This is a genomic window from Burkholderia sp. 9779_493 (assembly GCF_015712215.1).
Taxonomy (GTDB): domain Bacteria; phylum Pseudomonadota; class Gammaproteobacteria; order Burkholderiales; family Burkholderiaceae; genus Burkholderia; species Burkholderia cenocepacia.
Map to the genome: position 1 here is coordinate 1 of NZ_JACCQA010000008.1, position 25,757 is coordinate 25,757.

Annotated in this window: 25 protein-coding genes and 1 tRNA gene; 9 read left to right on the plus strand and 17 right to left on the minus strand. The window is 66.8% G+C overall.

The genetic code is table 11. From position 1 onward, the window contains the following. Positions 1–453 precede the first annotated feature (453 nt). On the minus strand, positions 454–987 hold the full coding sequence (locus tag H0X95_RS09980) for a cytochrome b (RefSeq protein ID WP_196446035.1): 534 nt from the start codon (positions 985–987) through the stop codon (positions 454–456). After that, a complete protein-coding gene (locus H0X95_RS09985) occupies positions 984–2,072 on the minus strand; it encodes a catalase family peroxidase (protein ID WP_059721146.1) in 1,089 nt (362 codons plus the stop codon). Before H0X95_RS09985 ends, H0X95_RS09980 begins: the two co-directional genes overlap by 4 nt. Before the next feature lie 158 nt (positions 2,073–2,230). Here H0X95_RS09985 and H0X95_RS09990 point away from each other — a divergent pair, with 158 nt between their 5' ends. Beyond that, positions 2,231–2,752, plus strand: a complete 522-nt coding sequence (locus H0X95_RS09990) for a sigma-70 family RNA polymerase sigma factor (RefSeq protein ID WP_006487309.1) — start codon at positions 2,231–2,233, stop codon at positions 2,750–2,752. After that, the gene (locus H0X95_RS09995; RefSeq protein WP_059721145.1) at positions 2,749–3,507 is read left to right on the plus strand and encodes an anti-sigma factor family protein; all 759 of its coding nucleotides are present in this window, start codon (positions 2,749–2,751) and stop codon (positions 3,505–3,507) included. Before H0X95_RS09990 ends, H0X95_RS09995 begins: the two co-directional genes overlap by 4 nt. Before the next feature lie 586 nt (positions 3,508–4,093). Here H0X95_RS09995 and H0X95_RS10000 read toward each other — a convergent pair. The 4 genes from H0X95_RS10000 to H0X95_RS10015 form a co-directional block, all read right to left on the minus strand. Then, positions 4,094–4,411, minus strand: a complete 318-nt coding sequence (locus H0X95_RS10000; RefSeq protein ID WP_059721144.1) for a hypothetical protein — start codon at positions 4,409–4,411, stop codon at positions 4,094–4,096. Positions 4,412–4,606: 195 nt separating this feature from the next. Continuing rightward, positions 4,607–4,834, minus strand: a complete 228-nt coding sequence (locus H0X95_RS10005; protein ID WP_230204573.1) for an Imm74 family immunity protein — start codon at positions 4,832–4,834, stop codon at positions 4,607–4,609. A 36-nt stretch (positions 4,835–4,870) separates the two neighbouring features. Beyond that, complete coding sequence (locus H0X95_RS10010) at positions 4,871–5,200, minus strand: hypothetical protein (RefSeq protein WP_059721143.1); 330 nt, start codon at positions 5,198–5,200, stop codon at positions 4,871–4,873. A 31-nt stretch (positions 5,201–5,231) separates the two neighbouring features. Next, a complete protein-coding gene (locus tag H0X95_RS10015; RefSeq protein WP_230204572.1) occupies positions 5,232–5,600 on the minus strand; it encodes a hypothetical protein in 369 nt (122 codons plus the stop codon). A gap of 480 nt (positions 5,601–6,080) precedes the next feature. Here H0X95_RS10015 and H0X95_RS10020 point away from each other — a divergent pair. Both H0X95_RS10020 and H0X95_RS10025 read left to right on the plus strand, forming a co-directional pair. Then, positions 6,081–6,157, plus strand: a tRNA-Val gene (locus H0X95_RS10020). Between the two features lie 308 nt (positions 6,158–6,465). Further along, positions 6,466–6,981, plus strand: coding sequence for a DUF2628 domain-containing protein (locus H0X95_RS10025; protein ID WP_006495416.1), 516 nt, complete (start codon positions 6,466–6,468; stop codon positions 6,979–6,981). Positions 6,982–7,084: 103 nt separating this feature from the next. On the opposite strand, the gene H0X95_RS10030 is transcribed toward H0X95_RS10025, so the two are convergent. Next, positions 7,085–7,966 (minus strand): sigma-70 family RNA polymerase sigma factor, encoded by an 882-nt coding sequence (locus H0X95_RS10030; protein WP_196446036.1) that lies wholly within the window; start codon positions 7,964–7,966, stop codon positions 7,085–7,087. Next, complete coding sequence (locus tag H0X95_RS10035; protein ID WP_034201185.1) at positions 7,966–8,442, minus strand: carboxymuconolactone decarboxylase family protein; 477 nt, start codon at positions 8,440–8,442, stop codon at positions 7,966–7,968. Before H0X95_RS10035 ends, H0X95_RS10030 begins: the two co-directional genes overlap by 1 nt. A gap of 581 nt (positions 8,443–9,023) precedes the next feature. Here H0X95_RS10035 and egtB point away from each other — a divergent pair. The 5 genes from egtB to H0X95_RS10060 all read left to right on the plus strand — a co-directional run bounded on the left by egtB (position 9,024) and on the right by H0X95_RS10060 (position 12,722). Further along, positions 9,024–10,250 carry an ergothioneine biosynthesis protein EgtB gene (gene egtB, locus H0X95_RS10040; protein WP_196446037.1) on the plus strand — a complete coding sequence of 409 codons (1,227 nt, stop codon included), beginning with the start codon at positions 9,024–9,026 and terminating at the stop codon, positions 10,248–10,250. Continuing rightward, positions 10,234–11,247, plus strand: coding sequence for an L-histidine N(alpha)-methyltransferase (gene egtD, locus H0X95_RS10045; protein WP_059721141.1), 1,014 nt, complete (start codon positions 10,234–10,236; stop codon positions 11,245–11,247). Before egtB ends, egtD begins: the two co-directional genes overlap by 17 nt. Before the next feature lie 296 nt (positions 11,248–11,543). Further along, positions 11,544–11,846, plus strand: coding sequence for a hypothetical protein (locus H0X95_RS10050; protein WP_006477218.1), 303 nt, complete (start codon positions 11,544–11,546; stop codon positions 11,844–11,846). A gap of 53 nt (positions 11,847–11,899) precedes the next feature. Continuing rightward, positions 11,900–12,154 carry a glycine zipper 2TM domain protein gene (locus H0X95_RS10055; protein WP_006487314.1) on the plus strand — a complete coding sequence of 85 codons (255 nt, stop codon included), beginning with the start codon at positions 11,900–11,902 and terminating at the stop codon, positions 12,152–12,154. A gap of 187 nt (positions 12,155–12,341) precedes the next feature. Further along, on the plus strand, positions 12,342–12,722 hold the full coding sequence (locus H0X95_RS10060; protein ID WP_059721139.1) for a hypothetical protein: 381 nt from the start codon (positions 12,342–12,344) through the stop codon (positions 12,720–12,722). A gap of 267 nt (positions 12,723–12,989) precedes the next feature. Here the strand turns inward: H0X95_RS10060 and H0X95_RS10065 are convergent, their stop codons facing one another. The 9 genes from H0X95_RS10065 to fliR all read right to left on the minus strand — a co-directional run bounded on the left by H0X95_RS10065 (position 12,990) and on the right by fliR (position 25,730). Continuing rightward, positions 12,990–16,022, minus strand: a complete 3,033-nt coding sequence (locus H0X95_RS10065) for a type III restriction-modification system endonuclease (protein WP_059721138.1) — start codon at positions 16,020–16,022, stop codon at positions 12,990–12,992. Then, positions 16,022–18,040, minus strand: coding sequence for a site-specific DNA-methyltransferase (locus tag H0X95_RS10070; protein ID WP_034178472.1), 2,019 nt, complete (start codon positions 18,038–18,040; stop codon positions 16,022–16,024). The genes H0X95_RS10065 and H0X95_RS10070 overlap by 1 nt, the downstream gene beginning before the upstream one ends. Positions 18,041–18,387: 347 nt before the next feature. Further along, positions 18,388–19,515 (minus strand): porin, encoded by a 1,128-nt coding sequence (locus tag H0X95_RS10075; RefSeq protein WP_043204954.1) that lies wholly within the window; start codon positions 19,513–19,515, stop codon positions 18,388–18,390. A gap of 282 nt (positions 19,516–19,797) precedes the next feature. After that, entirely contained in the window at positions 19,798–20,475 is a 678-nt protein-coding gene (locus H0X95_RS10080) for a response regulator (protein WP_006491276.1), read from the minus strand. A gap of 13 nt (positions 20,476–20,488) precedes the next feature. Next, positions 20,489–21,856 carry a sensor histidine kinase gene (locus H0X95_RS10085; protein ID WP_059721137.1) on the minus strand — a complete coding sequence of 456 codons (1,368 nt, stop codon included), beginning with the start codon at positions 21,854–21,856 and terminating at the stop codon, positions 20,489–20,491. 87 nt (positions 21,857–21,943) lie between these two features. Continuing rightward, positions 21,944–22,792, minus strand: coding sequence for an ABC transporter permease (locus tag H0X95_RS10090; protein ID WP_006491277.1), 849 nt, complete (start codon positions 22,790–22,792; stop codon positions 21,944–21,946). Positions 22,793–22,850: 58 nt separating this feature from the next. Then, entirely contained in the window at positions 22,851–23,648 is a 798-nt protein-coding gene (locus H0X95_RS10095; protein ID WP_006491292.1) for an ABC transporter ATP-binding protein, read from the minus strand. 110 nt (positions 23,649–23,758) lie between these two features. After that, a complete protein-coding gene (locus H0X95_RS10100) occupies positions 23,759–24,763 on the minus strand; it encodes an ABC transporter substrate-binding protein (protein ID WP_006491288.1) in 1,005 nt (334 codons plus the stop codon). A 184-nt stretch (positions 24,764–24,947) separates the two neighbouring features. Next, positions 24,948–25,730: a flagellar biosynthetic protein FliR gene (gene fliR / locus H0X95_RS10105; protein WP_006491278.1), complete on the minus strand. Its 783-nt coding sequence runs from the start codon at positions 25,728–25,730 to the stop codon at positions 24,948–24,950. Positions 25,731–25,757 lie beyond the last annotated feature (27 nt).

Genomic DNA, 25,757 nt, shown 5'->3' on the forward strand with positions numbered 1-25,757 from the left:
CCGAGGATCAGCTCGCTGCCATCAAGCGCCCACACTTATCGGCTGTTAATTTTTAAAGAGCATGTCTGCGAGGGATCTTGAACCCCTCAGCAGCGCTGCGTTTTCAGCAGCAGAGAAGCGAGATTATCAACCGTTTTTTAAGACTCGTCAACAACTTTTTTAACTATTTCGCTGCGACGACTGCGGTTTAATTTCACGTGCACTGGAATCGATAAAACCGACTTCAACAGCACCGCTTCCCTCTTCTTCCCCCGCGCTGCGTTTCCGTTAGCGCGAAAGAGGCGTGATTCTATGCATCCGCCCCGGTCTCCGCAACCCCTTTTGTGAAATATTTTTGACGTGCTATGGCGGGGACCGATGAGCCTTCCCAGTGCCCCTATATAGGCGGCACGGCAGGCCCAGCCTCGGTCGCCCTTGAACAGCCCCGCCGTATCGCACCCAACCTTCCGTCGATTACCGCCCCACCATCGCCCTCACCACGCCATCCCGCCGAATCAGCCCGTGATACAGCGCCGCGGCAAAGTGCGCGAGGAACGTCAGGAAGAACAGATAGGCCAGCACGCGATGCGCGACCCGGAGCCACGCGAACGTCACCGGATCGGCCGACACCAGCGCCGGCAGTTGCACGCCGCCGCCCAGCGTCACCGGATACCCGCCCGCCGACAGCATCGCCCCGCCGATCAGCGGCATCGCCACCATCAGCGCGTACAGCACGAGATGCGACCCGTGCGCGGCCACCTTCTGCCACCACGGCAGATCGTCGGGCAACGCCGGCGGCTTCGACAGCATCCGCACCACGATCCGCACACACACCAGCACCAGTACCGCCACACCGAGCGGCTTGTGAATCGCCACCAGGATCGCGTGCCGTTCGGAAACGGACGCCACCATCCCCACCCCGATGAACAGCATCGCGAGAACCATCGCGGCCATCACCCAATGCAGCACCCGCGCCGGCACACTAAACGTCGTCGAAGCCTTCATCATCGTCCCTCCCCGCTCAGTCGCGCCGCGCCTGCCACGCCGGCCTCTTCACTCGTGCGCCGCAGATACGAATCCGCATACGCGGCCGAGCGCGCGGCCAGCAGCGGATCGCCCGACACCTGGATCCCCTGCGGCAGCACCGTCGGGTCGTAATTCACGTCGCGGCACGGGCCGCTGTCCTGCGCCTCCACGCGGTCGAGCACGAGCGTGCCCGCGTCGATCGTCGTGCGCTGCGCGGGCCAGACCTTCGTCGCGTCGTCCACCGGGTCGCCGGGCTCCGCCAGCGTGACCAGCAGCTTCCACTTCTGCGCACCGGCCGCGATGCGCTGCGCCACGTCCTGCTGCAGCACGTTCGGATCCGCGGCCGTCGCGACGTCGCCGGCGCCGGCCGTCTGCTCCGGCACGACGCGCCACCGCACCGCCTGGCGCTTGCCGGCCGCGTCGACGAAATAGAACGCGTTCAGCCCGTAATAGCTTTCGGTGACGTAGCTCGCGCTCGGCTTCGCACCCTTCACCCACTTCAGGAACGCGCCCGCTTCCGGGTGCGCGCCGAAGAACGCCTTCACCTTCGCCGGATCCGGCTTGCCCGTCTTCGGATCGGGGCGGGTCGCGAGCGTCTGCTCGTAGAACGCCTGCGGCGTCGCGACCGGAAACACCGGCATCGCGTTCATCCCGGTCCGCCATTGCTCGCCGTCCGGCGCGGTGAGCTTCAATGCGAGGCTGCGGATCGGCACGCTGCTGTCCGGCGCGTACGGATTTCCGCCCGGCAGCGCGAAGCGCCCGACCACCGGCGTGCGCACCGGCTTGAAGAACGGCGCGACCGAATACGCGCTCGCGGCGCCGTTGCCTTCGAAGTAGCCGGTCACGCACACGCCCTTCGCGTGATTGCGCCGGTAGCCGGGATGGATGCCGCTGTTGGTCTGCAGCGCGTCGACGAGCCGGTGCGGGGTCAGACGCGCCGGCGCGAGCCAGCCGCCGGCATACCCGAACGCCGCGGCCACGCCGGCCACCGCGCCGCCGATCACGGCCCAGCGCCACCACCCGCGCCCGGGCTCGCGCTGCGGCGAAGAAGAGGAAGATTGCTTCATCAATGCACTCCCGATCGTCAGATCATTGTCGAACGCGCGTAGGACGCCGCCCGCGCCGCTTTATTCCACGAAAAGTTTTTTCGTATGCTGGAGGGAATAATCGATGCCGGCCGGCGTCCTACGCGGCATCCACGACCCTTTCGGCAACCGGCCCGGCCATGCCCTCCAACGCCCTCGACGACGAAGCATTGCGCGAACTCATCCCCCGGCTGCGACGCTTCGCGCTCTGGCTGGCGCGCGACGTCCACGCGGCCGACGATCTCGTCCAGTCGACGCTCGAGCGCGCGCTGTCGCGCTGGACGAGCCGTCGCGACGACGCGTCGTTGCGCAGCTGGCTCTTCACGATCCTGTACCGGCAATTTCTCGACGGCAAACGCAGCGCGAAGCGCTACAGCTGGCTGCTCGGCCGCATCCGCGACGACGACGAAGCGCACTGGCCGTCCGCCGAACGCGAATTCGCGGCGCGCGCGACGCTCGAAGCATTCGGCCGGCTCTCGGACGAGCAGCGCAGCCTGCTGTTGCTCATCGCGGTCGAGGGCTTCACCTATCAGGAAGCCGCCGACCTGCTCGAGGTGCCGATCGGCACGGTGATGTCGCGGCTCTCCCGCGCGCGCCAGGCACTGCGCCAGCTCAGCGACGGCGAACTTCCTGCTCCTTCCTTGCGGCTGATGAAGAAATGAACACGCCTCCGAACGAACACGACCTTCAGGCCTATGTCGACGGCCAGCTCGACGACGATGCGCGTGCCGCGGTCGAGCGCTATCTCGCGCTGCATCCGGCGCGTGCGGAACAGGTGAAGCAATGGCAGCAGGACGCGCAGCGGTTGCGGGCCGCGCTGGAGAGCGTGCGGATGCCGGCCGATAATCCCGCGCTCGATCCGGCGGCGATTCGCGGCCGGCGAGCCGAACGCTCGAGGATGCGGTTCGCGATGGCGGCCTCGTTCGTGTTCTGCGTCGGGCTCGGGACGTTCGGCGGATGGCAGGCGCGCGGGTGGAACGCGCCGCCACCCATCGCGCCGATGAGCGATGCGGTCAAGGCTTATCAGATGATGGTCGTCGATCGGACCGCCAAGGTCGATTACCGGCCGACCGGTGCGGGTGATTTGCAGGGCTGGCTCACCCGGCGCGTGGGGGCGTCGGCGAAGCTGCCGGATTTGAGCGCGGCGGGATTCAGGCCGATTGGTGGGCGGTTGTTCACGACGGACAGCGGGGCCACCGCCGCGATGGTGCTCTATCAGGATGACGCGGGGCGGACGCTGAGCTTCTATCTCCGGCCCGCGGAATCGGAACATCGGCTGCTAACCGCTGGACAACGCGTGGATGGCGCGCTGCTGGCGCGGTATGGATCCGTGAACGGGCTCAACTATGCGGTGGTCGGGCCGGCCGGGAGTCTCGGGGAAAAGGCGGTCGTGCAGGCGCTCGATCAGCAGACTTGAAGCGGCAGGATGCGCGTCCGGCTGGCGGTCGGTAATGGCCGCCAGCGCCTTTTTGGCGCGGCTTGGCCGGCTTGCACCGGTGCGTGCTCACCACTCGAATGCACAGCGTTTCGACTGACTTGCTCGAACTGTTATTCACACCGAAACCTCGCTGGCATCCTCACCTTTAAAATCACAGGGTTTCGAGTCGCCGCGGAACGGGATATCCACACCTCTCCTGATGGTGCTGCGTGCTGACTTCGATGGGTTCGCTCACCTTTGGCATGCACGGCGTTTCTCGTTGTTTTGGGCATCGATATCCACAACCCGGGTAATTGACCGATCGTCTTCGCCGGGTTCGACTACGCTCACCCGTTGAATGCAGCCGGTTTCGAGTGGCTTCGAGTCAACGATATCCACACGGCATTCGACATCCGGACGTCGCCGGCGATTCGTTCGCTGCCCTCTTTCATGGTCGGCAAAGCCTTGCCGGGCAATGCATTCAGGCCGACGAGCCCATCGAAACCAGGACGCTCACCGCTCGGATGCACAGGGTTTCAACTGGATCGTGCGCCGGTTATCCACACACCGCCGCTCGCGCGTCGGGTCACTTCGTCCCGACTCTCCCGAGAATCTCGCCGGTTTCCGGCGCGATGACGTAGTGGATCGACTTCCCGAGCCGGTTTGCATTGCCCAGTCCGCGCATACCCGGAATCAGCTTTGCCACGAACGTGATGGTGGCGACATCGTCATCTGGCACGGAGTCCACCGTGGATGCCCTTTTATCCGTGATGCAGATCTCGAAGTTATGCAGATCCTGCCCGGTCGCCGCAAAGTCTTCGTAGGTAGCCTTCAGGCCCAGCAGCGTCGCTGTGTTGAGCGTGACCGAACACTGGTCGACCGTGCCGAAATTCAACGTGCTCATCGTGTTCTGCGAATATCACCGGGCGAAAACTGCCCGCGCTGCCGGATGCGCGCGGCAATGCCCGCGGATATCGTGATCCCGTTATCGTGTCCGTGCGGACGGCACATGATCGGTCCCGTTACCTGCTCCCTTTGCAAGCGCCGCTCGCATCACCCTGCTCTTTCCTCGGTTTCGTGACTGGCTCAGGATTCGAAATCAACCGTTGTACGTCGCGACAAAAAAATAGTCGGTGATCGCCGAGATCACGGCCTCGCGCGTGGCGTTATCGATCGTCTCGCCATCGCCTTGGGGCTCGACGTACTTCATCGAATCGACATAGACGACGAATGCGGGACCGTTGTCCACGCCGGATGACAATGCCTCGCCAGGCACCCGCACGGTACGGTTTCCGTCGGACAGCACGATTTCGCCGCGCGACACCATCGGGACCGTGTACGTCATCGCGTTGCCTCGCGTGATTCAGTCATGTCGTTCGACCACGTATTGCGACGGCCCGCGCCATGCAACCGAACGGTAAACACTTCGAACGACACCGATCTCCCGGTAATACTCGACGAGTGCCTGCGGGCTCCAGTCACGGCCCGCGGAGAACAGCGCATCGAGATCGATGAGCGCGGCTACGAGCGCCTGGCGGTCATGGTCATCTTCGATCGCGCGTTCCCAGCGATCGGATTGTCGAGCGATGCCCAACTGCTTCAGCACATCGGCGGCAGCTGTCAGCTCGGTCACGACGACCGCAACGCGGCCTGCGATATCCGTCACCAGCATCTCATTGACAGGTGCCTTCATCGATCGCTTCGCCCCGTATCGTCTGCCGTGATCACCCTGCCTCCTTCGTGAGCCATCCAACGATCTTCGCGACGTCCTCGGCGGACAGCATGCCAACACGCTCGACAAACATGCCGTAGTCGAGATCGAACTTCACGTTGAATCGCTCGCCCTCGTAGCGGCAACACAGGACCTCGGCTTCCGGTATCGACACGCGTCGCTCGAACACGATGTCGCCTGGATGGTGCTGCATCCTGCGTACGATCGTATCGATATCGAGTGCCTGGAGACGGGGCGATGAAGCATCGGTCATTTGCCGTGAGCCCGTTCGCCGAGCCTTTGCATCCTGGATGCTGGCGATTCTACAGACATGACGGCTCACGTATCGCTCGAGCACTTCACAGCGTTCCGCTTCGTTCATCCAGCCGCTGCACGCAGTGCATGTCCTGAGTGGATCACAGTCGCCGGACTGTGCTTATCCAAAGGTGTTAACAGGGTTCGTATATATACGTAGTGATAGTTAACAAACGCTGTGCCCCACAGTGGATAACCTCCGTAACGCACTGAATTTTCAACGCGAAGCGAAATGCATAACCCTGGGTGCGCGACGTGAACAGCGCGCGGCAGCACAGAACAACTTTTCGTCGATTCACAGACTCGCCGACATATCCTCAATCGTTCCACTGTGAATCCAGAGACTTCCCGGACGGTTATCCAGAGGGCAATGTGGATAACACCGCATCACATCGACGCGTTTTGCTGTGATGCGAACAGGTGAAGCTCACGCTCGCGGCATCGCGAGGCAACATCGATCATCAGCCGACCGCACACGTCGATTCAAAAAATTTTCACGAAGGGGCTTGTGCTCCCCCGAAACCCTCTCTATAATTCGCGGCTTCTTAGGCTCGTAGCTCAGTTGGTTAGAGCACCACCTTGACATGGTGGGGGTCGTTGGTTCGAATCCAATCGAGCCTACCAACGAACAAAATGAAGGGGTCCGGCAGCACAACTTGCCTACAGGCAACGCGGCTCGCCAAACATACAAACGCCACGCGGCAACTTCGCGTGGCGTTTTTCTTTTCCGGTCCGAAACGACGCGCGAAGCCCCGATGCGTTGCCGGAACCGCGGCATCGCGTGCTCTCTTCGACATCCCGATCTGCCACACAACGGCCGCTGCACGGCGCGTAGAATCGTCTGCGCATCGACGCGGCGACTTCGCCCGTCACCCGATTTCCACCGCATCAGAACAACGACGCGCGTTCCGCGCGACTGAGAGCACACGATCATGTCCGAGGTCTCGACCGCTGCATCGCCTGCGAGCAACGACGAAATCGTCGCTTACGTCGGCAAGAACGCCGCCTGGTTCGAACGAAAATGGGCGATCGCCGACTCGCGCAAGAGCCGGCAGTCGTGGAACTGGGCCGCGTGCTTTCTCGGCCCGGTCTGGTTGGCGTACCGATGCATGTACTGGCAGGCGGCCACCGTGCTCGCCGTCACGCTCGGCATCACGCTGGTGGAATTGCTGTACTTCCCGGGATACTTCGAATCGAGTGTGCTCGACCCGGCCACGATCGCGATCGCGGTGTCGCTCGGCTGGTACGGGAACGGCCTCTACAAGCGGCACGTCGAACGCAGGATCGAAAAACTGCGCCCGAACGCGACGTCCCGCGAATCGTTTCTCGCGCTGCTCGAGGCGCAAGGCGGCACGAACTGGCTGGCGGCGGCCGGTTTCGCCGTCGCGACGCCGCTGCTCGGCGTACTGCTGTTCATGATGGGCAACGCCGGAGGCGCGATGTACTGATCGCGGTAGCCGGCAACCGGCAACGCAGGGCAGAAAGAAGAGGGCGGCGCTGGCGCCATGCGTTCATATGGCACATCGCACACGGCGCATGCGCGCGCCGCCTTCAGTGCAGATGCTTCAATTTGTCAGGATTCCGCACGACATAGATCGCGACGATCTTGCCGTCGTCGATCTCCAGCGCAGTCGTCTGCAGCTCGCCGTCGGCTTCCCGCGTGACGAAGCCCGGCAGCCCGTTGATGAACCCGGCCCGCACGAGCGTCGACGCATGCGTCGCGAACAGCTCGGCCAGATACGCATGCACCCGCATCACGCGCTCGAAGCCGAACACCGGCTTGCCGGCCGCCGCGCGCTTGCCGCCGCCGTCGGAATGCAGGCTCACGTCCTCGGCGAGCATCGCGCCGAGCGCACGCATGTCGCCGCTGCGTGACGCCGCGAAGAACGCTTCGGCCAGTTCGATCCCGCGCTGCTTCTCGACATGAAAACGCGGCCGCGCGTCGCGCACGTGCGTGCGGGCCCGCGCGGCGAGCTGCCGGCACGCGGCCGGGTCGCGCTGGATCGTCGTGGCCACTTCGTCGAATTCGAGGCCGAACACGTCGTGCAGCAGAAACGCCGCGCGTTCGAGCGGCGAGAGCCGTTCGAGCGCGAGCAGCAGCGGCAGCGTGACGTCGTCCGGTTCGTCTTCCTCGACGACCGGCTCGGGCAGCCACGGGCCGATATAGGTCTCGCGCTGGTGTCGCGCGGACTTCAGCTGGTCGAGGCACATGCGCATCACCATGCGGCGCAGGAACGCCTCGGGCACGCGCACCTCGGTACGGTCGACGTCCATCCAGCGGATGAACGCCTCCTGCACCATGTCCTCGGCATCCGCGACGGAGCCGAGCATCCGGTACGCGACGCGGATCAGCGTGCGACGCAGCGGATCGAAGCTCGCCGCCGCGTCGGCCTGTTGTTCGGCGCGGCCGCGAGCCAGGTCGAGGCTCGGCATCAGGCCACCATCTTCGCGGCGGCGGCTTTCGCGTCGGCCGGGTCGACCCACAACCCGAAGCCGACGGCGAGCCGGTTCCAGCCGTTGATCACGTTGATCATCACCGTGAGTTTCACCTGTTCTTCCTCGCTGAAATGGTCGTTCAGCGCCGCGTAGGCCGCTTCGTGCGCTGCATGGCCCTCCGACAGCCGCGTGAGCGCGTCGGTCCAGCCGAGCGCCGCGCGCTCGCGGTCGGTGTAGCAGGGCGCGTCGCGCCACGCGGACAGCAGGTAGATGCGCTGCTCGGTCTCGCCTTGCTCACGCGCCTCGACGGTGTGCATGTTAAGGCAGTTCGCGCACGCGTTGATCTGCGACGCGCGGATCTTGACCAGCTCGATCAGCGTCGGCTCGAGGCTCCCGGCCGCGGCGACCGACACGGTCATCCAGCTCTTCATCAGCGCGGGGGCGGCGGCAAACGGATTGAGTTTCGCAGTCATGGTTCCTTCTCCTTTCGTGTGGGTTCCGCTGATATGACGAGCGAGCCCTCCGCGTGTGTGACATCGATGCAAAAAATTTTTTGGACCGCCGAAGCGGGCAGCGGCAAGCGAAGGGCCGATGAGCCGTTGAGCAGGGCGCCGAAGGACGCGATATCGACCGCCGAAGCGTCCGCATGACGCGACGCTTCCGACGAACGCGCGCCATCGACCTTTCACGCCCGCCGTGCGGTTGTCACCGGGCGTCAGGAGTGCGCAGCCGCGGGCATGGGTATTGCGTCCGCCGGCCGAGCCCCGTCGCGACCGGCGCCGACGGTCCGTTGCCCAGGCGATGCCGACATCACGAATGCTTTCATTTTTCTTTCTTGTTCGTTTCACCCGAAATCCGATTCGCGACGTTCACATTTCTGGACCATACTGTTCTGCACGGGCAGACGAAGTGACGCCGCATCCGCGGCCCGGCGCGCGCGCCGGCTGCCCGACGACGCAGCAGCAGGTCGCACGTCAGCCGCGCGCATTCGAGCGCAAGGCTTTCCCTTTTCCGGCAACGCAACGCAGCGAATCGCGACGTGGACGGTAAACCGATGAGCCTTCTTGCATCCCAGCTTCAGCGCCGTTACCAGGACGTGCGCGCCCATAGCGTCGCGCTGACCGCGACGCTGTCCGCCGAAGACCAGGCCGTGCAGTCGATGCCGGACGCGAGTCCGACGAAATGGCACCTCGCGCATACGACCTGGTTCTTCGAAACCGTCGTGCTGATGCGCCGCGTGCCCGGCTACGCGCCGTTCGAGGACGCATTCCAGTTCCTCTTCAATTCCTATTACGAAGCGCTCGGCCCGCGCCATCCGCGGCCGCAGCGCGGGCTGCTCACGCGTCCGTCGCTCGACGAGGTGCATGCATATCGGCAATACGTCGACGATGCGATGCTGCGCGCGCTGGCCGGCGCCGATGCGGCGCTGCTCGACGCGATCGCACCCGAGCTCGTGCTCGGCCTGCATCACGAGCAGCAGCATCAGGAGCTGATCGTCACCGACATGCTCCATGCGTTCTCGTGCAACCCGTTGCGGCCGGCATTCCGGCCGCGCACGGGCGACGAAGCCGGATGCGCGCTCGCCGCGGGCGACGCCGGCCCGTTGCGCTGGCTGCACCAGCGCGGCGGGCTCGTCGAGATCGGCCACGATGGCGACGCGTTCTCGTTCGACAACGAACGGCCGCGTCACACCGCGCTCGTGCGGCCGTACGAGATCGCCAACCGCCTCGTGACGAACGCGGAATTCGCGGCGTTCGTCGCCGATGGCGGTTATACGCGCCCCGAATTCTGGCTGTCCGACGGCTGGGCGACGGTGCAGCGGGAAGGGTGGCAAGGGCCCGCGTACTGGATGCCGGACGACGACGATGCGGCCGCCACGCGCGTGCGGCGCACCTTCGGCCTGCACGGCGTCGAGCCGCTCGCACCCGACGCGCCGGTGTGCCACGTGAGCTTCTACGAAGCGGCCGCGTATGCGGAATGGGCCGGCGCGCGGCTGCCGACCGAATTCGAATGGGAAACCGCGTTCGCGGCCGACGGCATCCGGCAGATGCTCGGCCACGTGTGGCAGTGGACGCGGTCGTCCTACGAGCCGTATCCGGGCTTTCGGCCGCTCGCCGGGGTCGCGGCCGAATACAACGGCAAGTTCATGGTCGGCCAGCAGGTCCTGCGCGGCAGCAGCATCGCGACGCCGCCCGGGCACGAACGGCCGACGTACCGCAATTTCTTTCCGCCGGCGGCACGCTGGCAATTCACGGGAGTGCGACTTGCGCGAGACGTCTGACCTGACGGCCACGAGCGGTGGCCTGCAACCCGCCCGCGATTCGCGGCCGAGCGCGTTCGAGCGCGACCTGATCGACGGACTGTCGCGCACGCCGCGCAGCATCCCGCCGAAATACTTCTACGATGCGGCCGGCTCCGCGCTGTTCGACCGCATCTGCGAACTGCCCGAGTACTACCCGACGCGCACCGAGCTCGGCATCCTGCGCGATCGCGCGGCCGAGATCGTGCGGCGCGTCGGCCCGCATGCGGACATCGTCGAATTCGGCGCGGGTTCGCTCGAGAAGATCCGCGTGCTGCTCGACGCGTTCGCGAACAATTACGCGAACGCACCGGCGCGCTACGTGCCGGTCGACATCTCCGCCGATTACCTGCACGGCGCGGCCGCGCGGCTGCGGGCGGCCTATCCGTGGCTCGACGTCGCGCCGCTCGCGGCCGACTACACGAAGGCCGAGCAACTGGCCGCGCTGACCGAGACGCCGCGGCGGCGCATCGGCTTCTTTCCCGGCTCGACGATCGGCAACTTCTCGCCGGAAGAGGCCGACACGTTCCTGCGCGACGCGGCGCGGCTGCTGCGCGGCGGCGGCCTGCTGGTCGGCGCCGATCTCGTGAAGGACGAGCGTACGCTGCATCACGCGTACAACGACGCGCAGGGCGTGACCGCGCAGTTCAACCTGAACCTGCTGGTGCGCGCGAACGCGGAGCTCGGCGCGGACTTCGACGTCGACGCGTTCTCGCACTGCGCGTTCTACGATCGCGGGCGGCAGCGCATCGAGATGCATCTGATCAGCGACGTCGCGCAGACCGTGCACGTGCGCGGCCATACGTTCCGCTTCGAAGCCGGCGAACGCATCCATACGGAGAATTCGCACAAGTTCACGATCGACGGCTTTCATGCGATGGCGCGCCGCGCCGGGTTCGAACCCGATACCGTGTGGACCGACACGGACCACCTGTTCAGCGTCCACTGGCTGCGCAGCGTCGACGATATCCGCGCGTAACGCAGCGCTGCTGCGAACCGCTCGCGCCGCGAAGGTGAGGGCGGTTCGCTCGCGATGCCCACCGGCGGGTTCGATCCCGTTGCCCGGTTTCGTGCCGAAAATTCCCCTTTTTACCGACCCGATGCATCGTTGCAACGGGGTGTGGAACGCCGCCTCTTCCTTGTCCCGCAAGGCTTTGCGGGTACCCGTAAACGTCCGTTACCTGTCTCGCATACCCGTTTCACCTGTGTCAGCGTCCGGTGCCTAGACTCCGAACCGTATTCACATGAAGCACGACACGTGCAGGGAGTCGCGAGATGAGCAAGAAACTGATTCTCGGTGCAGTTCTCGGTGTAGCGGCGCTGGCAGCCTCGGGCGTCGCATCGGCCCACGTCGACCTGTCGGTCGGCATCGGCGTGCCGGGCGTCTACACGGCGCCGGCGCCGGTCTACGTCGCGCCGCCGCCGCCGGTGATGTACGCGCCGGTCGGCTATCGCGATGACGACTGGCGTGCGCGTCAGTGGCGTGAACACGAGTGGCGCCGCCGTGAATGGCGCGAGCACGAGTGGCGCGAGCGCGCCTGGCGTGACGGTGGCGGCTGGCGCGGCCGTTGGGACTGAGCGCGACCGGCTCACGAGCGCACTGATCACGACGACCTGAGGAGAGTGATCACATGAATCCCATCCGGTACATCGGACGGTATGCAACCGCCGCAGTCGTTGCGCTCGCAACGATCGGCAGCGCGCACGCGGCGGGCTGCATGAAGGGCGCGGTGGTCGGCGGGGTGGCCGGCCACTACGCGGGACACCACGCGGTGGTTGGCGCGGTCGGCGGCTGTATCGTCGGCCATCACATGGCGAAGAAGCAGGCGCAAGAGCAGGCCGCGCAGCACAAGGCCGCCGTGCAGGGCATGCAGCCGGCGCAGTAAGCGACCTCGTTGCCGGGGCGATGCCGTGGCGTCGCTCCGGTGCTTCGTTCCGGCGTTCATGCGCATACCGAATTGATACGACGAATGCGTGCCGCACGCGTCGTTACGATCATTTACAACGTCGTGTGGCGCGAATGTCGCGCGTTCATAAAATGCAGTCACACAAACGCGCTCCAGGGAGCACCAGATGAAACAGCAACGATATCTGTCCGTCCTGACGGCCGCGCTGCTCGCGCTCGGCTCAGTGTCCGCGCATGCGGCGGCCGGCGGCAATGGCGGTGGCGGGGGCGGGGGCAACGGCGGCGGTCATGGCGCAGGCGGCTCGGGCGGCAATGCGGGCGGCATGTCCGGCGGCCACATGAGCGGCCAGGCGCTGAGCAACTCGAACGGCATGCACGCGGGTGACCGCGACAAGGGCCTCGCGCGCGCGGCCGACCGTTCCGACACGATCGCCGATCGCGCCGGCACGCAGCCGGGCCGCGGTCACTCGCACGCGCATGGCCATACCGCCCATGCGTCGACGTCCACGCATCATTCGCATCGCAACGCATTCGGCCGCACGCTGTAAGCACGGCCAGCGAATGCAGGAGAAGGGCGCTTCGGCGCCCTTTTTTCATGGTGAAAACGCAACGTGGCTGGCGACCGGAAACACCGTGCCGACCCGATTTGCAACCAGCCGTAACCGCCGCGCCCGCCCGCGAGAATACGGATTGCTTTCACGCGAATGACAGGATGAAAACCGGCCGGAGCAACAGGCGACACGCGGGCACCCGGCACGATCGATAAAAGCCGAGCCACGCCGAAAAAAAAGGGCGGCTCGTCGCCGCCCTTCGTCTTACCGCCCGCCGCCCGCCGGCGGCGCACCGGAGGCCGATTCGAACAACGCATCCGCCCGCCCGACGCGCACGAAGCGCGCCGCGTCGTCGCCATCGACCAGCGCGCGGAAATGCGCGTCGCCGCACGCGAGCTTCGCGCGCTCGTGCTCGCTCGGCACGTGGCCGTCGGCATTCGGCGTATCGACGACGAAGTACAGCCGCTCGCCGCCATCCTGTTCCGCGAGCACGGCCCAGTCCGGGTGATAGCTGCCGAGCGGCGTCTGCACGCGGAACCATGCAGGCAGCTTCGCGTACAGCTTCACGCCGTCGTGCGCTTCGAGCGCATCGGCGAACGCGCGCTCCGCGTCCGTCTCGCACACCACCGCTTCGTGGATCGACTTGCGCGCGTCCGGCCGCAGGTTGCGCAGGTAGCCGGTCAGCGCCTCGCTCTCGAACGATTCGAGCGCATGCACGTGGCGCTCGCCGAGCTTGCGGTACGCGATGCCCGCGACGAGCGCGAGCCGCTTGCAGCGGTTGATCGCATCGGCCGCGACCGCGATGAACTGCTGCGGATTCACGCGGAAATCGTCGAGCCGGCCGCTGTCGGCGAGGATCGTCGCGAGCGAGCGACGCGTGAGCTGCGTGCGATCCTGCAGCTCGGTGAGCAGGTCGGGCAGCGGCAATTCGCCTTCGTCGAGCAGCACGGTGCCGGCGCCGGCCACCTCGATCGCCTCGATGCCGGCCTTGCCGATGTCGATCTCGGCCTTGCGCCATTGCAGCCGCGCTCGTGCGATGTCCGGCGCGTCGCGCAACGCGGCCGTGCAGTCGCGCACCAGCTTCGCGTTGTCGAACTCGACGCGGTACACGGTGCGATGGCGAATGCGATCCCACAGCGCGCGGAAATCCTCGCCGAACACGACGGCCTTGCCCGACGCATCGCGCCGCAACGCGATCGCGCGGCGCTCGTCGGCGTTGCGCACCGCGAAGCGGCCGGACAGCTTGCGCAGCGTCGCGACGATCGGCGCGCGCAGCCGCTCGAACGCGTCCGGCAGCACGAGCGCGCTCTGGCGCAGCGCATCCTTCAGCCGGTCGAGCACCTTGCCCTGCGCGTCGACGTAGCCCTGCTCGTGCAGATGGTTCCACAGCACGCGCGACAGCTCGATGCCGAGCGCATGCGCGGGGCCGTCGTCTTCCTGCACGGGCAGCGCCGCGAACTGGTGTTGCTCGACGATCCCGAAGCGGATGCCCGTATCGGCCTCGATTTCCTTCTGCAGGTTTTCCGCGAACGACTCGTAGCGCTCGGTCGCGATCACGGTGAGCGTGTTCACGCCCGGGTCGCGCACGCGTTCGCCGTCCTGGTCGACCGCGAGGCGCAGCCCGCGGCCGAGCGTCTGGCGGCGCTCGCGTTCGGTCTGGATGTCGCGCAGCGTGCAGATCTGGAACACGTTCGGGTTGTCCCAGCCTTCCTTCAGCGCCGAGTGCGAGAAGATGAACTTCAGCGGCGTGTCGAACGACAGCAGCGCTTCCTTCTCGCGCATGATCAGGCCGTATGCGCGCTCCGCGTTCTCGCGGGCCGCCGCGCTGCTTTCGCTCGTGTCGGTCCAGCCGCCCTTGCGGTCGATCGAGAAGTAGCCGTTGTGCGCACGCTCGACCTCGAGGGCGATGTCGACGCCGTCGAACAGCGCACGGTAGGCCGGCACGCGGGCCGCGCGTGCGTATTCCTCTTCGAAGATCAGCGCGTAGTCGCCCTTCACGGGCATGCCGTTCTCGTCGTAGCGGCGATAGCGCTCGACCGAGTCGACGAAGAACAGCGACAGCACCTTCACGCCGCGCTCGGCCAGACGCAGCTCCTTGTCGAGATGCTCGCGGATCGTGCGGCGGATCATCTCGCGCTGCACGGCGAGCGTGTCGATGTCGCCGAACGCCTCGCCGAGCGACAGGAACGCCTCGCCTTCCGGATGGCGCAGCTCGACGTATTCGGCGCCCTTGACCGCATGCACCTCGCCGATCCGCAACCCCGCATACAGCGCGCGCTTGGTCAGGCGCTCGAGATCGTCGCCGTCGGTGGCCGACACGATCTGGCGCTTCACGCCGGCCGCGGTCGCGACGTCGAGCTCGACGCGCGCGCTGATCGCGCCGCGCCGGTTCGACACGCCGACGAGCCGCACGTACGGCTTGTTGTGCGCATCCTCGACGATCGCCGACGCGATCTCGATCTGCTTGACGAGCTTGCGCTCGTACGCGTCGACCGCATCGAGCCGGTACACCATGTGGTGACGGTCGACGTGGGTGGCCGAATAGCGCAGCGTGCAGAGCGGCGCCATCGCGGCGAGCGCTTCGCGCCCGCGCCCTTCGAGGCCGCCGTCGACGCTTTGCGGCTCGTCGACGATCACGATCGGCCGCGTCGCGCGGATCAGGTCGATCGGCTTCTCGCCGCCGGTCTTCTCGCTGTCCTTGTAGAGGTTGTTGATCTCTTTCTTGTTGATCGCGGCGACCGTCATCACCATGATCTGGATCGCCGCGCTCGCCGCGAAGTGGCGCACCTGGCCGAGCTTCGCGGAGTCGTACAGGAAGTAGTCGTACGGCACGCCCGCGTACAGCGCGCGGAAGTGATCCTCGGTGATCGCGAGCGTCTTGTGCACGCCTTCCTTGATCGCGATCGACGGCACGACGATCACGAATTTCGTGAAGCCGTAGCGGCGGTTCAGCTCGAAGATCGTGCGCAGGTACACGTAGGTCTTGCCGGTGCCGGTCTCCATCTCGACGGTGAAGTCGCGCGAGCCGGGCAGGCCGGACGGCGGCAGCCCGCCGCGCAGCTGCACGTCGGCGAGATTGCGCGCGAGCGCGTCGTCGGTCAGCGACAGCCGGTTGCCGACGCCTTGCTCCGACACCGCGAAGCCGAGCGAGCCTTGCGCGGCGGCCGTCGTGCCGGGCGCGGCGTTCGCGAGCACGCTGAAGTCGCCGCGATACGATTCCTGGCCGCGAAACAGGTCGCACACGGCGTCGATCGCCTCGCGCTGGTAGTCGAGATCCGCTTCGAAATGCAGCCGCATCACAGGCTCCGCACGCGCTTCACGCCGTGCTGTTCGAGCAGCGCGGCGAGATTGAGCTTCGCGACGTCGTCGACGAAGCCGCTGTCGCGGAACAGGCACGTGACGTCGCGCGACGCGCCGGTGGCGTCGAGCAGGTCGACGATGCCGTCGGCGAGCGGGCCCGCGTCGTCGCGCGACAGGCGCGCATCGAAGCACGCGACGATCGCGCGCCCGATCAGGTGCACCGTCTTGCCGGCCACCTGGTGATGCTCGACCGGCGTGCACAGATCGAGGCCGAGCTTGAGCGTCAGCTCGGCGAGCAGGTCGTCCTCGGTGCGCCCGGTCTTCACGTGTTCGACGGACGCGAAGAGCGCATGGTCGAAGTCGTCGCGGCGCGGGTCCCACTCGATCACGTTGGTCGTGTCGAGCCGGTACACGCGAAAGCCGAGGTCGCCATAGCTTTCCGGATAGTCGCGCGCGACCTGCTGCGCGGCGCGGCGCAGGCGTTCCTTCGTGATTTCCGCGAGCGTCAGCGGCTTTTTCAGCTTCGCGCAGAAATCGGCGGCGGCCGTCTGCGTCTTGTCGCGGCGGTCGAGCGCCTCGGGCAGCTGCACCAGGATGTAGCGGCGCGCGCCGCCGTCGGTCGCGTTCACCTGCATGACTGCGTGGCCGGTCGAGCCGGAGCCGGCGAAGCAGTCGAGCACGATGTCGTCGCCGCGCGTGCACCAGCCGATCACGGCCGCCGCGAAGTCGACCGGCTTCGGCAGGTCGAACGGGATGCCGAGCGTCTTCAGCAGCGCGTCGTCGGAGCCGGCGAACGGCAGCACCGACGGCACGTTCTCGTACATGTTCTCGTCGAGGTAGTAGATCCGCTGCGGCTGCGTGGTTTCATCCGGGCCGAATTCGATCTGGCCGCGTTCGAGCAGCGCCTGCATCGTCGCCGGCGGGTTGCGCCAGCCGCGCGCCGGCATCGCGCACGGCTTGCCGGTGACCGGGTGGATCAGCGGCGTGAAATATTCTTCTGGCGCCTTCTTCTTGTTCGGCCAGGCCATCGACACGAGGCGGTACACGCGGCCTTCCGCCGACAGCCGGTCGTACATCACCTCGCCGCCGGACAAGTTGGTCTGCGCCTTCATCCACGCGCGGTACGCCTTCTGCGCGTCCTTCGGGTTGCCGCTGCGGTACACCGCGTCGTGCGCGGCGTCGAGCATGCGCTGCGCGTTGCGCTTCGGGCGCTTGAGCGGCGCCCGTTCGAGCAGCGTCTCGGCGTTGCGCGCGAACAGCACCAGCGATTCGTGCTGGTACGCGACGCCGCGCGCGTCGCCCTTCGGGTTGCGCTTGTCCCACACGGCCACGCCGAGCTCGTTTTCCTCGCCGAAGATCTCGCGCAGCATCAGCACCAGCGCATGCACTTCGTGCTCGTCGATGTGCACCGCGATCAGCCCTTCGTCGGACAGCAGCGCGTGCGCGAGCTTCAGGCGCGGATACATCATGTTCAGCCAGTCGGTGTGGAACCGGCCGTTCGCCTCGGTGTTGGTGCTGCGCTTCACGCCGGCTTCGGTCTGGCCCGTCATCGCCAGGTAGTGGCGGATGCTGTCGCTGAAGTCGTCCGGATAGACGAAATCGCTACCGGTGTTGTACGGCGGATCGATGTAGACGAGCTTCACCTTGCCGGCGTAGCTCTTGTGCAGCAGCTTCATCACGTCGAGGTTGTCGCCCTCGATCACCAGATGGCGCGTGTCGTCCCACGCGACGCTGTCGTCGGGGCAGGGCCGCAGCGTGCCCGTCGACGGCGTGAGCGCGGCCTGGCGCGCGGCGCGCTTGCCGTGCCAGTGGAAGCCGTAGCGCTCGTCGGCGTCGCCGACCGTGCGCTCGCCGACCAGCGCCTTCAGCACGTCGACGTCGACCGACGCGCCGTGCGGGCCTTCGGTCACGAGTTCGGGGAACAGCGCCTTCAGGCGCGCGACGTTGTCGGCGGTGAAATCCGTCGACATCGCCTGCGGGCTGGCCGCATCGAGTTTCTGCATCGTCTTTTCCATCGGAACCCGGCCGCGCGCGCCAGGACGTCGGGCGCGCTCACGGCACCGGCGGCAACGGCCGCCCGGGCAAACCCGAAACGCTAGCGAGTCGGTCGGCGCAGGTCAAGCGCCGATGTGGGCCGGGCGCGTGCGCATCGGCCGCGATCGCCCGCCGGACGGGCCGCGAGCGGGTTCGGGCCGGTTGTCGCGCGGGGCGGCCGGCGGGCGCGCGACGGCGCCGCGCAAAGGCTGAAACAGGACGAAAAAAAGGGCACGGTCGGCGCAAAGCGCCGGCGTGCCCGCATGGAGAATCCCGGATGGAGGGTGCGGCAGGGCCCGGCGGGCCCCGCCCGGATGACTGCCTCGGGTCAGAAGCGCGTGCGGATGCCCGACGTCAGTTCGAGCTGGTTCTTCGCGCCGAACGTCGACGACACCGTGTAGCCGCCGTGCAGCTTCATGTAGTCGCCGGCCAGGTACACCTCGGTGCGCTTGCTCAGGTGATAGAACACCGACCCGTAGATCGTCTCCTTGAAACCGTTGGCGACGCCGTTGGTCAGGCTGAACGCGCCGAGGTTGGCGTTCGGCGTGAAGCCGTCCGCGTTGTTCGCGGCGTTCTTGATGCGCATCTGCTGGTAGCCGAGCTCGTAGTCGAGCGCGCCCTTCGGCGCGATCTTCATCGACACCGTCCACGAATCGTCGTGGCGCTGGCCGAGCGGGCCCTGGTCGCCGTTGTAGCGGAAGTAGCCGGCATTCAGGCGCACGATGTCGAACGTGTAGTTGCCGCCGACAGAGAACGTCTGGTTCCGGAAGCCGTTGTGGTTCACGTGGTTGTAGAAGCCCGACACGGCGAACGGCCCGCCGTTGTAGCCGAGCGCGGCCTGGTACGCGGAGCCGGTCGCGAACGACGTCGAGTTGCTGAACTGGTAGCCGGCGCTCGCGAAGATGCCGTTGCTGAACAGCTTCTTCCACGCGACGCCGTTGTTGTAGCGCGTGCCGGTCGGGCCGGCCGCGTAGAAGATCATCTGCTTGAAGTTGTTCGAGTTGGTCCAGCCGCCTTCCTCGGTCGACAGCTTCGCGGAGCCGTACGCGTCGCCGTAGATCGTCGCCGCATCGCGCGCGATCGTGTTCTGGAAGCCGGCCGTCAGCTTGCCGAAGCGCTCGTCCTCGACGCCGACCCACGCGTCGCGGTCGAAGATCTGGCCTTCGTCTTCCATCTGGCCGTTCGCGACCACGAATTCGCTTTCCAGGCGGAAGATGATCTTCGTGCCGCCGCCGATGTCTTCAGCGCCTTTCAGGCCCCAGCGGCTGCCGCTGAACCACGGTTCGCCTTCGTTGCCCATCCCGATCACGTGCTTGCCGTTCGCATCGGCATGGGTCCGGTAGGTCGGAAAGCTCAGGTCCATCAGGCCGTAGAGCTGCACGCTCGACTGCGCATGCGCGTGGCCGGCGCACAGGCCCGCCGCCGCGATGGAAAGGGCAAGGGTTTTTCGTTTCAAGATCGTCTCCTCCGAGCTGCCGCATTGAAATCCGGTCGTTGGCAGTACGTAATGTATGCCGACTCTTGCCGGCCACAGCGAGCGGGCCGACGCATAGCATCGTAGAGGGGGCAATCCTTCACGGCGCTTTCCCGGCGGAAAGAATCGGATCGGTGAAAACACCGAACGCGCAGCCATCACGGATCGGGCACGCGTGCGGAAGCGGTTCTGCCGGACGTCGGGCAGGCTTCGATGATGATTCGCGCTACGAATTGATGTGCGGAAGGCGGGAAGCGCGCCGCGTCAATCGTGCGCGCTCTTCATGCGCAGGATGTAGCCGAGCCCGCGCAGCGTGATGATCTCGGCCGTGCTGCCGGCGAGATGCTTGCGCAGCCGGTGGATGTAGATGTCGATCGCGTCGGCGCTGGGCTCGTCGTCGAGCGCGAACACGCTGTCCATCAGTCGCGCCTTCGACACCGTCTTGTTCTGCTGCAACATCAGCGTTTCGAGGATCGCGTGCTCGCGGCGGCGCAGCGCGAGCACCGCGTCGCCACAGCGGAATTCGCGCGTGCCGAACGCATAGACGAGGTCGCCGCACACGAGCTGGGTCGTGCCGACGCCGGCCTGCCGGCGGATCAGCGCACGGATGCGCGCCACCAGCTCGCGCGACTCGAACGGCTTCACGACGTAATCGTCGGCGCCCGCGCCGAAGCAGTCGACCTTGTCGTCGACCGAGCCGTGCGCGGTCAGCATCAGCACCGGCACGTTGTCATTGCGGCGCCGCAGCCGTGCGAGCACTTCCTTGCCGCTGATGCCGGGCAGGCGCATGTCGAGCAGCACCGCGTCGTAGCGTTCGGTCTTGAGCACCGTGTCGGCCCGTTCGCCGTCGCCGACGCAGTCGACCGCGAAATCCTCGCCGCGCAGCAGGTTCACGATCCAGTGCGCGAGCTCGGCGTTGTCTTCGACCAGCAAAAGTTTCATGACGGCGTTCTCTTCAATCGAAAGCGGGCAACCGCACGGTCACGACGATCCCGCGATTGCCGGGCCCCGGCGCGAGCGACACGCTGCCGCCGTGCGCCTGCGCGATCTCGCGGACGATCGCGAGCCCGAGGCCCGAGCCGTCGGTGTCGGCCGACACGCGGTAGAACCGCTTGAATACGTGCGGTCGCGCTTCGGCCGGGATGCCGGGGCCGTCGTCGACCACGTCGAGCACGATCGCCTCGCCGTCGCGCCGCGCGCAGACCGTCACGCAGCCGCCCGGCTGGGTGTAGCGCACCGCGTTGTCGACGAGGTTCATCACCAGCGCGGTGAGCAGGCTGTCGCTGCCCGCGACGTCGAGCCGCTCGCCGAGATCCGCGCCGAGGTCGATGTCGCGCCGCTGCGCGAGCACGATCGTCTCCTCCAGCACGCTCGACACCACCGCGGCCAGGTCGACGCGCTGGGTCAGGAGCGTCGACGGCGTCGCTTCCGCGTGCGCGAGCAGCAGCAGCTTGTCGGTCACGTCGGCCATCTTGCGGCTGCTGCGCTGCATGCTGTCGAGCACCGACGCGAGTTCACGATCGTCGTTGCCGCGCTGCTGCGCGTACTGGATCTGCGTGTCGAGCACCGCGATCGGCGTGCGCAGCTGGTGCGCGGCATCCGCGATGAAGCGGCGCTGCGTGGCCGTGTGCGTGTTCAGGCGCGCGATGCACTGGTTGATCGCGTCGACGATCGGCCGCAGTTCGTATTGCAGCCGCTCCGGGCGGATCGGCTCGAGTTCCATCGGCCCGCGGTCGGCCACGTCGTCCTTCAGCTTCATCAGAGGGCGCAGCTCGAAGGTGAGGCCGAGATAGACGAGCACCACCGCGAGCACCAGCATCAGCGACAGGCGCACGAGCTGCGGCCGCCAGATCGTCGCGACCATCGCGCCGTACGAACGCGTCGTCTTCGCGACGACCACGGTGACCGTCTCGACCTGCCCCTCGTCGTACAGCTGGCGGTCGTAGGCCACCGCGCGCAGCGGCACGCCGTCGAGCGACGTGTCGTACAGCGTCGGCTCGATGCCGTGCCGCGCGGGCAGGTCGAGCGCAGGATTGCCGGCGAGCAGGCGCTCGTGGCCGTCGATCACCTTGTAGAACACCGAGTCGCCCGACGGCGATTCGAAGATCTCCAGCGCGGCGGGCGGCACGTCGGCCGCCGGCCGGCCGTTGCGCCATTCGACGTCCTCGCCGATCGTGCGCGCGGACGCGACGAGCGCGCTGTCCTGCACGAGCGCGGCCGTGGTCCGCGCGGTGTCGTACGACATCGCGCCGGCGATCAGCACGAATACCGCGAGCGGCAGCAGCAGCCACCACAGCAGTCGTCCGCGCAGGCTGTGCGCCATTCTGTTGCGCTCCTTCCCGGAAATGCCGAACCGCGCCGGGGTCGCCGGCGCGGTCGGGGTGTCATGTCAGGCGCCGGCGGGCGGCGCTCAGAACGCCGCGGGGCGCCACTTCAGCAGCCGCTTCTCGATCCGCGTCAGCAGGTAGTCGGCGGCCAGCGCGACCACGGCCAGCACGATCATCGCCGCGAACACGCCGCTCGCGTTGAACGCGCCCTGGGCGGTGGAGATTAACAGCCCGATCCCCTGCTTGGAACCCAGGAATTCGCCGACCACCGCACCGACCAGCGCGAAGCCGAAGCTCACGTGCAGGCTCGCGAGAATCCAGGAGAGCGCGGACGGGATCACGACCGACGTGGTGATCTGCCGGCGCGACGCGCCGAGGATCTGCGCGTTCGCGATCAGGTAGCGATCCGCTTCGCGCACGCCCTGGAACGCGTTGCCGAACACGACGAAGAACACCATCACGACGGCCAGCGCGATCTTCGACGCCATCCCGAGGCCGAGCGCGATCACGAACACCGAGCCGAGCACGACGCGCGGAATCGAGTTCGCGATCTGGATGTACAGGCCGAACACGTCGGCCATCAGCTTGTTGCGGCCGAGCACGATCCCGCAGATCACGCCGGCCACCGAGCCGATCAGGAAGCCGATCGCGGTTTCCTCGAGCGTGACCCACACCTGCGTGAGCAGCGGACCCTGCGACGTGCCGTTCACGAACCAGTCCTGGATCTGCGCGAAGATCAGCGACGGCATCGAGAAGAAGAACGGATCGATCCATTTCAGCCGGGCGGCGAGTTCCCACCCGCCCAGCACGATCACGAGTACGGCGATCCGCAGCGTGACGATCAGCGTGCGCCGGCGGCGCAGCCGGCGTTGCGCGGCGCGCTCGTCGTCCTCGAGCGTGGTCGCCGGAAGGGCGGTGGTGGGAAGCGTCATGTCGGTCATGCTCCTGTCCTTGCTGTTTCTTGCCGGTGCTTGTCGTGCGGCGTATGCGTCAGCCGATCTGCACTTCTTCGCGCAGGTCGTGCCAGATGTCCTTGGAAATTTCGATGAAGCGTGCGTCGTAGCGCACTTCCGACATGACGCGCGGGCGCGGCAGGTCGATTTCATACACGCGCTTGAGCGTCGCGGGGCGGGCGGTCAGCACGAACACGCGGTCGGCGAGCGCGATCGCTTCCTCGAGATCGTGCGTGACGAACACGACCGACCCCTTGTTCGCGGACCACAGCTGCAGCAGCTCGTCCTGCATCAGCGTGCGGGTCTGCATGTCGAGCGCGGAGAACGGCTCGTCCATCAGCAGGATCTCCGGCTGGTTGATGAAGGTCTGCGCGAGCGCGACGCGCTTTCTCATCCCGCCGGAGAGCTGGTGCGGGTAGTGTTTGGTGAACTTGTCGAGGCCGACCTTGCGGATCCACTCCTCGGCCTGCGCGTACGCGACGTCCTTCGAGCGGCCGCGAAACAGCGGGCCGGCCGCGACGTTGTCGATCACGTTGCGCCACGGGAACACGGCGTCGGCCTGGAACACGAAGCCGATGCGCGGGTCGATCCCGTCGACCGGGCGGCCCATCACGCGGACTTCGCCCGACACGGGCTTGAGCAGCCCGGTGATCAGGTTCAGCGTGGTCGACTTGCCGCAGCCGGTCGGGCCGACGATCGCGATGAATTCGCCGCGCGCGACGCTCATGCTGAAGTCGCGCAACGCGACGGTGGCCTTGCCTTCCGGCGAAATGAAGCGGCACGACACATTGCGAAACTCGATCGCCGGTGTGCTCGGGGAGACTGCCTGATTCATCGCATCGATCCTGCGGGTGAGGAGGGCGTCGCAGTGGCGGCGCCGGGCCGGTCAACCGGGCCGGAACGGGGAACGCGCGGCGGCGGGATCGCCGCCGCCGGCGTCGCGGCTTACTTCGCGTTCACGAAATCGTTCGTATAGGTGCGCGCCAGGTCGATGTGCTTGCCCTTCACCGACGGATTGAACGCCGACAGCACCTTCAGCACGGTCGCCGGGCCGTCGGCCGGCATCTTGCCGTCGGCCGTGTACATCGGCAGCGACGCCTTCAGCGCGGCCACGTACAGCGCCTTGTCCTTCTGGTAGTCGGCCGGCATCTTCGCGGCGATTTCCTCGGCGCTGTGCGTGTGGATGAACTGCATCGTCTTCGCGAACGCGTGCGCGAGCTTGGTCGCCTCCGCCTTGTGCGCATCGGCCCACGCCGACTGCACGTACAGGCTCGCGGCCGGGTAGGTGCCGCCGAGCGCGGCGCGCGTGCCGTCCAGCGTGCGCAGGTCGACCAGCACCTTCGCGTCGCCCATCTTCTCGAGCGCGGACACCGTCGGCTCGGTCGTCATCCCGGCGTCGATGCGGCCCTGCTTGATCGCGGCGATGAAGCTCGCGTCGGCGCCGACCGGCAGCATCGTGTACTGCGTCGACGGCACGCCGTGCTGCAGCGCAAGGTATTGGGTGAGGAAGCTCGTCGACGAGCCGAGACCCGTCACGCCGAGCGTCTTGCCCTTCGCGTCGGCCATCGACTTGAAGGTCGGCGCGGCCTTGGTCGAGACCATCTCGACTTCGCCCGGCACCTGGCCGAACACGGCGATCGCCTTCACGTCCTTGCCCTTGCTCTGCAGGTCGATGGTGTGATCGTAGAAGCCGACGACGCCTTGCACGGCGCCCGCGAGCAGCTCGTTCTCGGCGTCGACGCCGGCCGGCTGCGACAGCAGCTCGACGTCGAGCCCTTCGGCCTTGAAGTTGCCGAGCTCCTGCGTGAGCCGCGCGGGCAGGTAGATCAGCTTCGCGATCCCGCCGACCATGATCGTGATCTTGCCGCCGTCGTCGGCGAACGCGGGATGAGCGGCGAGCGCGCAGCTCAGGCTGGCTGCAACGGCGAGGGTGCGCAGGATGGGTCGCATCGGGGTCGTCTCCTTCGTTGTATTCGTATGGCGCGATGCTTGCTGCATCGTCATCACGAGTATAGGGAGGCGAAACCTTCCGCAACCTTTCGCGGGTCGGCGGTTCGTTTAGGGGTTTTCCAGCAACGGGGGCGGAATGGGGGCGACCGGCGCCGAAGCGGGTCGACAGGGGACCGCGGGGCGTCTAGCGCCAGCCGAGCAACACCCGCCCCATCGCATCGAGCCCCATGTCGAACAGGTGCGACACGAACGGCACCAGGTTCGGCACCATCAGTTGCACGAGCAACAGCCCGACGAGCATCGTCACCGGAAAGCCGACCTGGAATACGCCGATCTGCGGCGCCGCGCGGTTCAGGATGCCGAGCGCGAGGTTCGCGATCAGCAGCGCCGCGACCACCGGCAGCGCGAGCAGCAGCCCCATCTCGAACACGACCGCGCCGAAGGTGGCGAGCGTGCGCCAGCCCGGCGCGTGCAGCAGGTCGCCCGACACCGGCAGCGACTGGAACGACGCGGCGAGCGCCGCGAACATCTGCAGGTGGCCGTCCACCGCGAGGAACGCGAGCATCGCGACCGCGTTCAGGAAACGGCCCATCACGGGTGTCGCGCCGCTCGTGTGCGGATCGAAGAAGGTCGCGAAGCCGAGGCCCATCGACAGCCCGATGAAGTCGCCGGCCGCCTCGACGGCCGCGAACACGAGCTGCATCGTGAAGCCCATCGCGACGCCGATCAGGAATTGCGTGACGAGGATCCAGATGCCCGGCGCGGAGAACACGGTGACGTCCGGCATCGCGCCGAGCGTCGGCGCGACGACCAGCGCCATGAACGCGGCCAGGCCGATCTTCACGCGCACCGGCACCGCCGCGTGGCCGACGACGGGCGCCGTCGCGACGAGCGCGAGCATTCGCACGAACGGCCACAGGAACGCCGTGAGCCAGCCGTTGAGCTGCGCGTAGGTAACCGAGAACATCGTCGCGGAACGGGGCTGCCGGCGCGC